This window comes from Priestia sp. TGN 0903 (assembly GCF_050846855.1).
Classification (GTDB): domain Bacteria; phylum Bacillota; class Bacilli; order Bacillales; family Bacillaceae_H; genus Priestia; species Priestia zanthoxyli.
The window spans coordinates 55,256-68,464 of record NZ_JBOZGL010000008.1; the positions used below are offsets into that span (position 1 = coordinate 55,256).

The 13,209-nt window shown below is 38.9% G+C and carries 18 protein-coding genes and 1 riboswitch; of the genes, 6 read left to right on the plus strand and 12 right to left on the minus strand.

Annotated features, from left to right (window positions below; all coding sequences use genetic code 11):
* The first annotated feature begins 21 nt into the window (after positions 1-21).
* The gene (locus ACRPLY_RS22525; RefSeq protein ID WP_013055290.1) at positions 22-240 is read left to right on the plus strand and encodes an alpha/beta-type small acid-soluble spore protein; all 219 of its coding nucleotides are present in this window, start codon (positions 22-24) and stop codon (positions 238-240) included.
* A 65-nt stretch (positions 241-305) separates the two neighbouring features.
* Here ACRPLY_RS22525 and ACRPLY_RS22530 read toward each other — a convergent pair whose 3' ends face one another.
* Positions 306-1,571, minus strand: coding sequence for a hemolysin family protein (locus tag ACRPLY_RS22530; protein WP_028412572.1), 1,266 nt, complete (start codon positions 1,569-1,571; stop codon positions 306-308).
* Positions 1,572-1,755: 184 nt separating this feature from the next.
* On the opposite strand from ACRPLY_RS22530, the gene ACRPLY_RS22535 reads away from it, so the two are divergent.
* Positions 1,756-2,376 carry an NAD(P)-dependent oxidoreductase gene (locus ACRPLY_RS22535; RefSeq protein WP_028412573.1) on the plus strand — a complete coding sequence of 207 codons (621 nt, stop codon included), beginning with the start codon at positions 1,756-1,758 and terminating at the stop codon, positions 2,374-2,376.
* Between the two features lie 38 nt (positions 2,377-2,414).
* Here ACRPLY_RS22535 and ACRPLY_RS22540 read toward each other — a convergent pair whose 3' ends face one another.
* Positions 2,415-2,612: a hypothetical protein gene (locus ACRPLY_RS22540; protein WP_016762958.1), complete on the minus strand. Its 198-nt coding sequence runs from the start codon at positions 2,610-2,612 to the stop codon at positions 2,415-2,417.
* Between the two features lie 182 nt (positions 2,613-2,794).
* Here ACRPLY_RS22540 and gpmA point away from each other — a divergent pair, with 182 nt between their 5' ends.
* Entirely contained in the window at positions 2,795-3,520 is a 726-nt protein-coding gene (gene gpmA / locus ACRPLY_RS22545) for a 2,3-diphosphoglycerate-dependent phosphoglycerate mutase (RefSeq protein ID WP_028412574.1), read from the plus strand.
* Positions 3,521-3,550: 30 nt separating this feature from the next.
* Here gpmA and thiD read toward each other — a convergent pair whose 3' ends face one another.
* The 9 genes from thiD to ACRPLY_RS22590 form a co-directional block, all read right to left on the minus strand.
* On the minus strand, positions 3,551-4,360 hold the full coding sequence (thiD, locus tag ACRPLY_RS22550) for a bifunctional hydroxymethylpyrimidine kinase/phosphomethylpyrimidine kinase (RefSeq protein WP_028412575.1): 810 nt from the start codon (positions 4,358-4,360) through the stop codon (positions 3,551-3,553).
* A 22-nt stretch (positions 4,361-4,382) separates the two neighbouring features.
* Positions 4,383-5,402, minus strand: coding sequence for a thiazole biosynthesis adenylyltransferase ThiF (locus ACRPLY_RS22555; protein WP_028412576.1), 1,020 nt, complete (start codon positions 5,400-5,402; stop codon positions 4,383-4,385).
* Positions 5,399-6,166 carry a thiazole synthase gene (locus ACRPLY_RS22560; protein WP_013055283.1) on the minus strand — a complete coding sequence of 256 codons (768 nt, stop codon included), beginning with the start codon at positions 6,164-6,166 and terminating at the stop codon, positions 5,399-5,401. The genes ACRPLY_RS22555 and ACRPLY_RS22560 overlap by 4 nt, the downstream gene beginning before the upstream one ends.
* Positions 6,167-6,171: 5 nt before the next feature.
* Positions 6,172-6,375 (minus strand): sulfur carrier protein ThiS, encoded by a 204-nt coding sequence (gene thiS / locus ACRPLY_RS22565; protein ID WP_028412577.1) that lies wholly within the window; start codon positions 6,373-6,375, stop codon positions 6,172-6,174.
* Complete coding sequence (gene thiO / locus ACRPLY_RS22570) at positions 6,372-7,499, minus strand: glycine oxidase ThiO (RefSeq protein ID WP_028412578.1); 1,128 nt, start codon at positions 7,497-7,499, stop codon at positions 6,372-6,374. The genes thiS and thiO overlap by 4 nt, the downstream gene beginning before the upstream one ends.
* Positions 7,483-8,106, minus strand: a complete 624-nt coding sequence (locus ACRPLY_RS22575; RefSeq protein ID WP_028412579.1) for a thiamine phosphate synthase — start codon at positions 8,104-8,106, stop codon at positions 7,483-7,485. The genes thiO and ACRPLY_RS22575 overlap by 17 nt, the downstream gene beginning before the upstream one ends.
* Positions 8,107-8,227: 121 nt before the next feature.
* Positions 8,228-8,329, minus strand: a riboswitch (TPP riboswitch).
* 158 nt (positions 8,330-8,487) lie between these two features.
* On the minus strand, positions 8,488-8,703 hold the full coding sequence (locus tag ACRPLY_RS22580) for a hypothetical protein (protein WP_013055279.1): 216 nt from the start codon (positions 8,701-8,703) through the stop codon (positions 8,488-8,490).
* A 51-nt stretch (positions 8,704-8,754) separates the two neighbouring features.
* Entirely contained in the window at positions 8,755-9,141 is a 387-nt protein-coding gene (gene crcB / locus ACRPLY_RS22585) for a fluoride efflux transporter CrcB (RefSeq protein ID WP_028412580.1), read from the minus strand.
* Complete coding sequence (locus ACRPLY_RS22590) at positions 9,142-9,540, minus strand: fluoride efflux transporter FluC (RefSeq protein ID WP_028412581.1); 399 nt, start codon at positions 9,538-9,540, stop codon at positions 9,142-9,144.
* A gap of 341 nt (positions 9,541-9,881) precedes the next feature.
* Between ACRPLY_RS22590 and ACRPLY_RS22595 the strand changes: the two genes are divergently transcribed.
* From ACRPLY_RS22595 to ACRPLY_RS22605, 3 genes are read left to right on the plus strand one after another with little or no spacing between them, the layout of a single operon-like run.
* Positions 9,882-10,703, plus strand: coding sequence for an amino acid ABC transporter substrate-binding protein (locus tag ACRPLY_RS22595; protein WP_013081647.1), 822 nt, complete (start codon positions 9,882-9,884; stop codon positions 10,701-10,703).
* On the plus strand, positions 10,687-11,391 hold the full coding sequence (locus ACRPLY_RS22600; protein WP_013055275.1) for an amino acid ABC transporter permease: 705 nt from the start codon (positions 10,687-10,689) through the stop codon (positions 11,389-11,391). Before ACRPLY_RS22595 ends, ACRPLY_RS22600 begins: the two co-directional genes overlap by 17 nt.
* A gap of 30 nt (positions 11,392-11,421) precedes the next feature.
* Positions 11,422-12,156 carry an amino acid ABC transporter ATP-binding protein gene (locus tag ACRPLY_RS22605; RefSeq protein ID WP_013081645.1) on the plus strand — a complete coding sequence of 245 codons (735 nt, stop codon included), beginning with the start codon at positions 11,422-11,424 and terminating at the stop codon, positions 12,154-12,156.
* Between the two features lie 34 nt (positions 12,157-12,190).
* On the opposite strand, the gene ACRPLY_RS22610 is transcribed toward ACRPLY_RS22605, so the two are convergent.
* Positions 12,191-13,135, minus strand: a complete 945-nt coding sequence (locus ACRPLY_RS22610; protein ID WP_028412584.1) for a nucleoside hydrolase — start codon at positions 13,133-13,135, stop codon at positions 12,191-12,193.
* Positions 13,136-13,209: the final 74 nt, after the last annotated feature.

Genomic DNA, 13,209 nt, shown 5'->3' on the forward strand with positions numbered 1-13,209 from the left:
CTAACGAGGAGATGAATACACATGGCAAATTATCAAAACGCATCAAACAGAAATTCATCAAACAAGTTAGTAGCGCCTGGTGCTCAAGCTGCTATCGATCAAATGAAGTTCGAAATCGCTAGTGAGTTTGGTGTAAACTTAGGACCAGATGCAACAGCTCGTGCGAACGGATCTGTTGGTGGCGAAATCACAAAACGTTTAGTACAATTAGCTGAGCAAAACTTAGGCGGCAAGTACTAATATTAACTAATTTCATATTATGGCTTTAGCGCTCCAAGATCTCTTGGAGCGCTTTCTAATTTCTTTTAATCAGCTTCCTCATTCTTATTCGCAAATGATTTTACAGAAACTTTGCGAATGCGTCGATTTTCTACTTCCTTAATGGTAAACAATATCTCTTCATATGAGAAAAAGTCTCCTTTAGCAGGAATATGATCAAACTGCTCATATATCCATCCCCCTAAGGTATGGCACGTACTGTCAGGAGAACTAACTGCTACATAGGTTAAAAATTCATCAATAGGGATGTCTGCGTTAAATTCGTACTCCTTTTCCCCTATCTGATGTACATACTTAACAGCTTCATCATGTTCATCCCAAATCTCTCCCACAATTTCTTCTAATATATCCTCTAAGGTCACAAGACCGGCCGTTCCACCAAACTCATCAACTACAATTGCCATGTGCACCTTACTTTTTTGAAGCTCTGGCAATAGTACAGATATTTTCATGGATTCTACTACAAAAATAGGTTGTCTCAACAAATCACGAATAAAAATCTCTTTTCTTTGGACTAAACAGGTTAAAAATTCTCTTTCTGATAAAATGCCAATAATGTTATCAATATGATCTTCGTATACAGGGACTCTCGAATATCTCTCTTCAAGAAACATTTGACAAACCGAATCAATATCAGCATTTACGTCAACTGCTGTGACATCTATTCTAGGTTTTAAAATTTGCCCCACCACAATGTCATTAAAATTGAGTGAACGATGAACTAGCTCTTTTTCAATATTATTAATCGTTCCTTCTTCTTCGCTTAAATCTACCATCACTTTAATTTCATCTTCTGTGATCGTTGGTGTGGGAGCAGACGCTAACAAGTGAGAAGCTCCTTTTCTCACCTGTAAAAATAAGAAGGAAATCGGGGTTAATAATTTAATAATAAGAAATAACAAGGAAGAAATCATCAGCGCAAAAGATTCGGCATGCTCTTTCGCTAACGATTTCGGTAAGACTTCACCAAAAATCAAAATGATGATGGTCATAACGATGATACTAATCACAAGTGCTAGGTTTCCTTTAAACACATCGAGGGCAATTTTAGCTGCCAAAGAGGACGCAGCAATGTTTACGACAACATTTCCTACTAAAATTGTCGATAGCGTCTGCTCAAAGTGTTCAGCAATATGCAGCGCTTTTTTACTTCCTCGATACTTTTTCTCAGCGTAATGTTTTAAACGAATTTTATTTACGCTTGAAAAGGCTGTCTCAGCAGATGAAAAGAAAGCTGATAACATAAGCAAAACGACTAATATCATCATTTGATTCAGAGGCAAGTCTCCCAAAAGACATTCACTCTCCTATTTTTTGATTTTTCTGTCTTTTTATCATATCAAATTTTTTTGATGTTGAATATTTTCTTCATCAACTTTGTATTACTTTATGCTACGCATGCTTTTTATTATGAATAAGTATACAAATTGTATATTCTAAAGAATAGATACTATCTTTTATAGAGGGGTGCAACCAATGAAAATTTTACTATTAGGCTCAACAGGACGAGTTGGACAGTCTTTATTAAAAATGATGCTAAAAGATGAAAACGACGTTACGGTACTTGTTAGAGACCGCAATAAGCTAAAGATTAGTCATCCAAACCTACATATCTTACAAGGCGATGTCCTTGATCAAGAAAATATCAGCTTTGCCCTCAAGCACCAAGATATCGTAGTCAGCGCGTTAAATACAGATGGTGCAGAGACCATTTCAAAAAGTATTCCGCTTATTATAAACAGCATGAAGCATTACGGCGTTCATCGTATTCTTACTATCGGAACTGCAGGTATTTTACAGTCACGAACGGAACCGGAAAAGTATCGTTTTCAATCAAATGAATCAAAGCGTAAAACGACCAGAGCAGCAGAAGATCATTTAAAAGGATACTTACACTTGAAGGAAAGTGACCTAAACTGGACCGTTATATGCCCAACCTACTTGCCTGATGGTGAAGTAACAGGCACATACCGAGTGGAAAAAGATATTTTGCCAGCAGATGCCGTTAAAATTTCAACGGGAGATACCGCTCACTTTACCTACCATGAAATATGGGCTCAAAAATTCCCAAAATGCCGCGTTGGAATTGCTTATTGAAAAATCAGGAGAACTTTTCGTTTTCAAAACGAAAAGTTCTACATCCAAAAAATACCAATTATAGCTAATCCACCTAGAACAAAACCTCCTATTTGACCAACGAGAGCCGGTGTCAAAACAGGCTTTCCTTTTTCTTTCTCTAATGTGCTAATATCAAGCTTCATCTGATACATTTCTTCTTTTAAATCTTCAATCTGGCCGTGCAGCGCTTGAATCTGACGTTCTTGGTCACTCATCCACTATCTTCCCTTCCCTTTTTTATTTTTATCATATGCGTAAAAAAGTTAAAGCTTTACTTTTCAGCATCACTTTTTCTAAATGTTAAAAACTCCTTTCCCCGGCTTTTAGGATAAAAAACACTTTCCTTCTCATAATAAAAAAGAATAGAGTCCTTAGTCACTGTTGAAAGGAGAACATGATGATAAAACTTGTGTTGATTAGGCATGGACAAAGCGTATGGAACCTTGAAAATAAATTTACAGGCTGGACGGATGTAGACCTTTCTAAAAATGGATTGCAAGAAGCGCGAGAAGCCGGAAAAGTGCTAAAGAAAAACGAATATGCTTTTGATATCGCCTATACTTCTGTTTTAAAACGATCCATTCGTACTCTATGGATTGTCTTACATCAAATGGACTTCATGTGGATTCCTGTATATAAATCTTGGAGACTGAATGAACGACACTACGGGGCTCTTCAAGGTTTGAACAAAGAAGAAACCGCAAAAAAATTTGGAGAAGAGCAGGTGCATTTGTGGAGAAGGTCGATGGACGAACGCCCTCCTGCTTTAGAGACAACAGATATTCGCTATGAAGCTTCCAACCCTAAGTATAAGGAATTAGCCAAGGGACAATTTCCTGTAACGGAAAACTTAGCCGATACAGAAAAGCGGGTTCTAGAATATTGGAACAAAACTATTGCTCCTTCTATTAAAGCTGGCAAAAAGGTTATTATTTCCGCTCACGGTAATACGATTAGAGCTCTGATGCAGTATTTGGATAACATTTCACCTGATGGCATTGCGAACTTGAATATTCCCACAAGCGTACCGCTTGTGTATGAGCTTGATGATAATTTAAAGCCCATTAGACATTATTATTTAGGCATCGATGGAGAAATTCCGACACATATTCCTTCTTCATAAAAAACGTGCCTAGATTGTAGGCACGTTTTTTTATATATTTGAACGAAAGTATTTTCTATACGCCCAATGATTAGTAGGACCGTGTCCCGAACCAAGTTCAAGCGTATGCTTAATCGCATAGTGAACAAAATCCGAAGCGGTTTGAACTGCTTCAACTACGCTTTTGCCTTTCGCTAGTTCAGCCGTGACGCAAGCAGCAAACGTGCATCCCGTCCCGTGTGTATGCTTTGTATTCATCTTTTCATGCTTGATTTCAACATACGTATGACCATCATACACTAGATCAATCATATCCTGATGAGATTGGTCATGTCCGCCTTTAATTACCACGTGCTTTACACCTAGCTCATGCATCTGTTTTGCCGCTTCTTTTCTGTCTTCAATCGTGTGAATTTCTTTCCCCGTGATGACTTCCGCCTCCGGTATGTTCGGCGTAATGACTTCACAAAGGGGCAATAATTCTTTTAGAGCCTGTATAGCTTCTCTTTGAAGAAGAGATTGACCGCCTTTTGCAATCATAACGGGATCAACTACAACATTTTGCAGTCCGTGCTGTTTGATTTTACGAGCCACTGCGTAAATAATATCAGCACTGAACAACATACCTGTCTTCACTGCATTAGGAAATAAGTCAGTCGCAATTGAATCTAACTGCGTTTCAACTGCTTCTACTTCTAAAGGATAAACTCCTTGAACGCCAACTGTATTTTGTGCAGTCACAGCTGTAATAACAGACATGCCAAAAACGTCACGCTCTTGAAATGTTTTTAAATCTGCTTGAATGCCTGCTCCTCCACCGCTGTCTGATCCAGCAATGGTTAATGCTTTTGGTACTGTCATGCTTGAAACCTCCATCTCTTTCTTACCCAATATACCGATGATAAAGTGACTTTGCTTCTACTATATCGTTTGTTCCATGGACAAAGACGCGCCCGTCTTGAAACATCACTAAACGGTAATCATCTACATAAAAAGAAAGCAGATACGGATTTTGTTCAATTTTATATCCTTTTTCTTTTAATCGTTCACCTAAAGACTGCAGCGGCTGCTTGGCTGATTTGCCCGGACGGATTTGTACCGTGTTTCTTCCGCATAGCACAGCTGTTTTCGTTTGATTTTCATATTGTAAAAAGGGATACGTTTGTTCACTGCCGCATGAGCGGCAAGCAGATTTGCGAAATACGTTCACATTGATGCTCGTATACTCATTTTTCCATACGTCAAACGAAACAAGTTCCCTCCTGAGCGCATTCCAGTCTCCAACTAATATTTTTAACACCTCTGTTACTTGATGAGCGACTACCATTTGTACAGCAGGACTAATAATCCCCACTGTATCACATGTTAACCCTCCAAGCGGTACAGATTCAAGCAAACAGGATAAACACGGTGTTTCACTTGGTATGATAGTATAACTAATTCCGTAACTTCCTACACATGCTCCGTAAATCCAAGGAATATCATATTTTTGTGATAAATCATTCATTACAAGGCGTGTGTCAAAATTATCGGTTGCATCAATCATAACATCTACCCCCTCAACAAGCTGTTCTAAAACTTGAGGGGTACCGTCCGCTACGTGGGCTTCTACTTTTACATCATGATTAATATCGTGAAGCCTTTTTTTAGCGGCAACTGCTTTTGGGATTCTTTTATCAGCATCTTTTTCACTATACAATTGCTGACGCTGAAGGTTGCTCCACTCTACATAATCGCGGTCAATGAGCGTTATTTTCTTTACTCCCGCTCGTGCAAGGGCCTCGGCGTTCCCTGTTCCAAGAGCACCTGCTCCTACAATCAGAACATGCTTTTCTTGAATTTGCTGCTGTCCGCCTTTTCCAATAGGTTGAAACAATTCTTGGCGGGAATAACGATTAATCAACCGATACTCATCCCTTCTGTTGGACTGCTTGCCGTTGCATATTGTTTCTTTTCAATACGTCCTGCTTCAAATGCTGCTCTTCCTGCCTCAATCGCTAGCTTCATAGCACGAGCCATTTTCACAGGATCTTTTGCTCCTGAAACAGCTGTATTTAATAACACACCATCTGCTCCTAGCTCCATAGCTTGAGCTGCGTCTGAAGCCGTTCCAATACCTGCATCTACAATTACTGGAACGGTTGATTGTTCAATGATAAAACGCATGTTCAACGGATTAATAATACCTTGACCTGAACCGATAGGCGACGCTCCTGGCATAATGGCATGTACGCCTAACTCCTCTAAACGACGCGCAAGTAAAACATCATCTGATGTGTAAGGTAAAACGGTAAAGCCCTCTTTTAACAGTTCTTCACTAGCTTTTAATGTTTCAACTGGATCAGGAAGCAGCGTCTTATCACATCCAATTACTTCTACTTTCACCATGTCACAAAGTCCAGAAGCCTTTGCTAATTTAGCAATACGTACGGCCTCTTCTGCATTTTTTGCTCCAGCAGTGTTAGGCAAAAGAGTGAAACGCTTCACATCAAGTGCTTCTAATAAATTAGGCTGATTTTGATCAAAAATATCCATTCGTCTAACAGCAAATGTTAAAATTTCTGTTTCCGACTCTTCTACCGCTTGACGCTGAGTCGTAAAGTCCGGAAATTTCCCTGTTCCTAATAATAAACGTGAATTAAATGTATATTGTCCAATTTTTAACATACTCTTCATCCTCCTCCAACAAATGAAACAACTTCTAATGTATCTCCATCTTTTAAGCATGCATCGCTATGTTCTTCTTTTTGCAAAATATTCTTGTTTAATTCAACAATTACAACTCGCTCATGCAGACTCTGAGCCTGCAGCAAGTGCTCGACCGTTTCAATTTCATCTCCGACAGTGACGGTCTTACCGTTAATAATTAGATTCAATGAACTCCCTCCATTGCTCTCGTTAGCTGAAATGATGTAAAGAATGAATGATTTGGCTTTTTCCCTAACAAAGCATCAGCCATAATTTTTCCAGTTGCAGCGCTTAATAAAATACCGTTTCGGTAGTGGCCAAAAGCCATGTGCAGATTCGCTATTTCAGGGTGCTCTCCTAAATAAGGCCAGCCATCATTTGTTTGTGGACGAAGACCAGCCCATGCTTTTTCAAATGTGGCTTCTTTAATGGCCGGCAGAAGCGCAGAAGCTTTATTCAGCAAAAATTGAATACCTTGTGCAGAAACGGTCTTAGTAAAATCATGCTGCAGCTTAGTTGCCCCGATTACGATTCTTCCACCAGTCTTAGGGACTAAGTAAAAACCTTCATCTAAAAAAATCGTTTTAGAAAGCAGGGGCTTATGACTTTGCAGAGCAATACACTCTCCTTTTACAGGAAACACCTCGCCTAAATGTTCAGAAGAAATAAAGCGTTTAGCCCATGAGCCTGCTGCAATCACTACTTTTTCTCCATAAAAAGAGCCTTTGGACGTCTGTACCCCTTTTACTGTTTCATTTTCCATAATAAGAGAGTGAACGTCACAGTATTCGAATACATCTGCTCCGTGATACAAGGCTCCATGAGCAAGAGCTTGTGTTAACTTAGCCGGAGCTAGCTGGCCGTCTCCCGGTATTGTAATGGCTCCGTATATGTCTGGAGAGAGCCCGGGTTCTAACAAACGCGCTTCTTTTACATCGATCCATCTTACATCTTTGTCCCACCGGTGGTGCTGAGCGGCTTTTTTCTTTAATACGTGTGCATCTTCTTCTGTTACAGCGACTTTTAATAAGCCTTTTTGAATGAGCTCTACGTCGATAGCCGTTTTTTCTTTTAGTTCCTTCACCAGTTCAGGAAACATGCTTCTGCTCTTAATAGCAAGGTCTAAAAGAGGACCTTCTTCATCAATTTCAGCTTGAGCACCTAAAATACCAGCGGCTGCACTTGAAGCTTCACAACCAACTTGATTGCGTTCAAGAATAGCTACTGACGCTCCTTGTTTTGACAAATGATAAGCGATAGAAGAGCTGATTATACCTCCTCCGATTAACAGTACATCATAATGCTGCTTCATTTTCTCCACCTCCAGATGTCCATATATGAGAATATTGTTTAATCGCTTTCAGGGGATCTTGCGCAAGCATGACACCAGACATCACGGCTATACCGTGTGCTCCTGTTTGAAGTACCTCTTTGGCATTTACAGGTGTAATTCCTCCAATGGCAATAACCGGTATCTGCACAGCGTCTACTACTTCTTTTAGTGCCGCTATCCCTCGACTTTTTAATTCTTTTTTTGAATGTGTTGAATAAATATGTCCGTATAAAATGTAGTGAGCACCATCTTTTTCAGCTTCTAAAGCCTCTTCCACAGAGTGAACTGACTTTCCAACAATAAGAGAAGGAAATGCGTCTATAACAAACGAAACGTCTAAACTATGATAGGCAAGCTGTACACCTTTTGCTTTTAAAGCATGCGCTACATCAACTCGGTCATTCACAATAATTTTAGAGCGACAAAATGGTAGGCTTTCTAGTAAACATTGAATCTGCTTTGCCGTTTTCTTTTTTTCTCTAATATGAATGGCGCCCGCAAAAGGCGCGATAGCCGTTAAAATTTTTTGAAGCTCTTCGATTGGCTGCTTATCTGTTGTAATGACATGAAATTTAGGAATATCCACATGATCGAAACCTTTCCATTCAGAATAAAGAGAAATTTCAATCACTTCATCTTGTGCAGAGGGCTTTATTACATACAAAAAACCACTCTACAACGTAGAGTGGTTAGCATGCATCGTTATGTAAACATGATCGCCACTTCCCTACGCTGGTCCAAACCAGATCAGGTTCAAAGGGTCCGAAATACATCCGTCTCAGCTTCAAAAAGCTCCCCTAGTGATTGCTATTTATTGATTTTGTTTTTGCACTTAAAATTATAACACAACTAGATGTAAATACAATATCTCTTTATGCTCTTACGGCTCTCTTCCTTTTATAGATGTATCTTTTAAGCTTCTTTACTAAGAGGCCCGGCGCACCGAATCATTCTGCTTTTTATATAGTTAGTAATCGGTATAGTCGTCAAATTCTTCTTTGTCTTTTTCCTTTTTCCGATCCCATATAAACAGCAGGAGTAACATAATAAAAGTTAGAATATAAAAACCGTAAAAAATAAATGCCGCCACAACATTTATAAATAAAAATAAAAAACCAATGATCTGACCTGCAACAGCTACAATCAACAAAATGTATTTCCAAACTTCTGCTTTTCTATCCATTCTCTACTTCTCCGTCTTTTTGTTTTTCCCTACTAGAAACGTTCTCTTTACTTATAATAAAAACGTTCCTGCCAGTAAACCGACTGTAAATAAACCAACTGTTCCAAATGCTGAAATCCCCACGTACGCCAACATTTTCCGATAAGATTTTTCCCGAATTAACTGTACGGTTTCCACACTAAACGTTGAAAAAGTGGTAAAGGCACCAAAAAACCCAATGCCAATCATTAAAAATATTGAATCATCATAAGCATGACTCGGAACCTTTCCATAATAACTACCGTAAAAAAGACCAAGCCCAAACGCACCGAGCAAGTTTACAAACAGCATTGAGACTGGAAAAGGAGGGTTTGAAACTGTTTTTGTAACTTTTAAACCCAAAAGATAACGGCATATTCCTCCAGCTGCCCCGCCAAGTGCCAAGCTCACTATGCTCATTTACTTCACCTCATGTACTTTCACTAAATTTTTCCCTGCCGCTTCACCGCATAGATAACCTGCTAAAGCAAGAAGGATTCCACCTACTAAAGAGACAATGACATAAATGGCTCCCCAAAATAAATGGTGCTGAGTGAGAGAAATGACGTCTCCTGCAAAGGTTGAATACGTTGTAAAACCGCCGCACACGCCAACTCCTAGTCCAAGCTTTATCCATTCTTTTGGCTTTTTCCACGCAAAAAATCCTGTTAATAGGCCTAGTATGAAGCTTCCTAATAGGTTTTCAATTACCGTTCCTATTGGATAGCCCGTATATAATAAGGAAAGATTTAGCAAATAACGCGCATATGTACCAGCGATAGCACCAAAGGCAATTGAGATTAAGTTTATGGCTTTCATCATATCGCTCCGTTTCATAAATTCTTCTTTAAGTGTACCATAAGGAATTTATTTCTACCTTAACATTTAACTATATGTTTATTGCACCAAAAGTCATGAAAAAATGAAAGAGAAAATCGTCGCATGAAACTTCCTTTTTACTCCTCAAATATCCCTTAAAAATCCACTTAATCCAAATTTTAAAATCTTTCTGTATCCTTATGACAAACCGTGTATAGAAGGTATATTTCCCTTATTTTAAGTCACATTAATCGTATAAGTTTTTTTTGTTGACTTTTGCTGTGTTCTTGTTTAGTATCACAGAGTATCATTTCCTATCAGAATACTAGGGGGTTTAGAAAATGAAGAAATTTGCTGCACTTTTGTCGCTACTATTAGCTTTCACAGTTGTGCTTGCCGCATGCGGTTCTAGCTCAAAAAATGAAGCAAACAATGGAGACAATAAATCTTCACAAGAGGATTTATATAATAAAGTGAAAAAAGATGGCGTATTAACAATTGGAACTGAAGGTACATACCCTCCGTTCACTTTTCATGATGACAAACAAAAGCTAACTGGGTTTGATGTAGAATTGGCTCAAGAAGTAGCTAAACGTCTTGGCGTAAAAGCTGAGTTCAAAGAAACACAGTGGGATGGCATGTTTGCCGGATTAGATGCTAAACGCTTTGACATGATTGCTAATGAAGTGGGTATTCGTGAAGATCGTCAAAAGAAATACGATTTCTCTGACCCATACATCCAGTCAGGCGCCGTATTAATTGTTCGTAAAGACGAAAAAGATATCAAATCATTTAAAGATTTAAAAGGAAAAAAATCAGCACAGTCATTAACAAGTAACTACAAAGACATGGCTCAATCTTATGGTGCAAACATTACGAGTGCTGAAGGTTTTGCTCAAGCAGTAGAACTAATGAGCGCAAACCGTGTTGATGCTACAATCAACGATAAATTATCGTTCCTTGACTATAAGAAAAAGCACCCTAACGCACCTATCAAAATCGCGGATGAAAAATCCGATGGTGCTGCAAGCGGCTTTATGTTTAGAAAAGACAGCGGTAAGTTAGTGGATGAAGTAAACAAAGCATTGAAAGATATGAAAAAAGACGGAACATACGCAAAAATTTCTAAGAAATGGTTTGGCGAAGATGTTTCTCCTAAATAATATTTTTCCTGATGGAGAGCGATTGAATCAATTGATTTCAATCGCTCAATCATCTCTCTTACCAATGCTAAAGGGAGCTATTCAATATTCTATTCCACTAACATTAATCACGTTTGTACTCGGTATCATTTTAGCTGTCTTAACAGCCTTGGCTCGTTTATCATCTATAAAAGTTTTAAATATAATTGCGCGCATCTATGTATCGATTATTCGAGGTACACCGCTGCTTGTGCAATTATTTATTATTTTCTACGGCTTACCCAATTTAGATATAACAATTGACCCATTTATCTCTGCTATTATTGGATTTTCATTAAGTGTAGGTGCGTATGCATCTGAAATTATCCGAGCAGCGATTCAATCTATTCCTAAAGGACAGTGGGAAGCTGGCTACTCACTTGGTATGACCTATTCCCAAGCGTTAAGACGGATTATTTTACCGCAAGCAGCACGTGTATCGATTCCGCCATTATCTAACTCTTTTATTAGCCTTATTAAAGATACGTCACTTGCATCGCTTATTCTTGTTTCTGAGATGTTCCGTAAAGCTCAAGAAATTGCTTCGACTAACTATGAATTTTTACTTCTTTATAGTGAAGCAGCGCTCTTGTACTGGATTATGTGTACAATCTTATCCATTATCCAAGGACGCATTGAAATAAGACTAGATCGTTACGTATCTAAATAACCGTTTCGAGTAGCTAAAGGAGTTTTTCATATGATTAATATCAAAAATTTGCATAAATCATTCGGTGATTTGCAAGTATTAAAAGGGATTGATTTAGAAGTTGAACAGGGCAAGGTAATTGTATTAATTGGTCCTTCTGGATCGGGTAAAACTACTTTTTTACGTTGCTTAAATCTTTTAGAAATCCCAACAGACGGCACGATTGAACTTGATAAAAAAAGCATGAATTTCACCAAGCCTGTTCGTAAAAAAGACATTACTTCATTTCGAAGCCTAACAGGTATGGTCTTTCAAAACTATAACTTATTTCCTCATAAAAGTGCGCTTGAAAATGTTATGGAAGGTCCTGTAATTGTAAAAGGCGTTTCTACTCAAGAGGCAGAAAAAAGAGGTAAAGAATTGTTAACACGCGTTGGCTTAGGCGATAAGCTCGACTTTTACCCTTTCCAGCTGTCTGGCGGACAACAACAGCGTGTTGGCATCGCCAGAGCAATGGCGATGGACCCAAAAGTTATGCTATTTGATGAGCCTACTTCAGCTCTTGACCCTGAGCTTGTAGGAGACGTTCTTCAAGCGATGAAAGACCTGGCAAAAGAAGGAATGACGATGGTGGTGGTAACTCATGAAATGCGCTTTGCCCGTGAAGTAGCAGATGAAGTTATTTTTATGGATCAAGGTGTCATTATGGAAAGAGGTACACCGGATCAAATATTTTCAAATCCTCAACAAGAGCGGACACGTCAATTCTTGAATATGATTCATTAAAAAGGTTGCACATTTTCACGTGCAACCTTTTTCTTTATTTGGCTACTGCTTTTTTCATTAAATCTGTAATGTACGTAAAGAATGCTTCAGCTGTGACGTCATACACGACGTCTACAGGTCGTCCCTCTTCAGAAATTTCTGTTCTTCCTTGTCTTGGTGTTTCTGTATACACAATACTCGAAACGGTTTTTACCTTCACAAGTGTTGAATTCCCTGTAAATGCTGTTGTGAGTACGTCCCACAAATAATAAGTCGAATTGGTTTCAACATGCACAAGCGGCGGGCAAGCCGCGTAGCACTGCCCTACAAAGTCTACTCCTTCATACCTGCGAAGTGAAGCCCACATTTGGCGAATAGCCGGCGTTAATGGAACTTGATTCGTGCTTTCTAAAGCAACCATCTCAATTTTAATGCTGCTTTCCCATACTCTTGCTACTGCTTCTGGATCCCAAAAAGCATTCCATTCCGCCGTTCCATCATGTTCAGGCTCCTGCACATTTCCTACTTCTTGAAATGTACCGCCCATCCACACTAACTTATCAATTTTCTCTTCTATTTCAGGCGCTTTTTCAAGTGCTCTTGCCAAATCAGTTAGCGGTCCTGTAAATAATAAAGTCGTTTTTCCGTCTGTGTGCTGCAATGTTTCAATTAAATGATCATGAGCAGGCAGCTGACTTATTTTTGTTTGCACTTTCCCTTTTTCATTTAAAATTGGCAGTGCATCTACATAAAACGTATGCATGCGCCATTCTTTTGGAAATGGGTTCATACCACGTGAAGTAGATTTGGCTACCTCGATATCATAACTTCCAAAACGATCAATAATTTTTTGGCTTGCGCTGATACCTGGCTCTAAGTATCCGTCAGCAGGAATGACAGATACCCCCGTTACCTTTACATCATCCATTTGCAGCAGTAAAAAAAGGGATACTAAATCATCAATCCCTGCATCATGGTTAAAATATATGTTTGTGCTCATGTCTCTTCTCCTCTTTTCTATGTATCGCTACGTAATAGCTGTACCGCTATTTTATAATGAAATGGCCTCTTTGG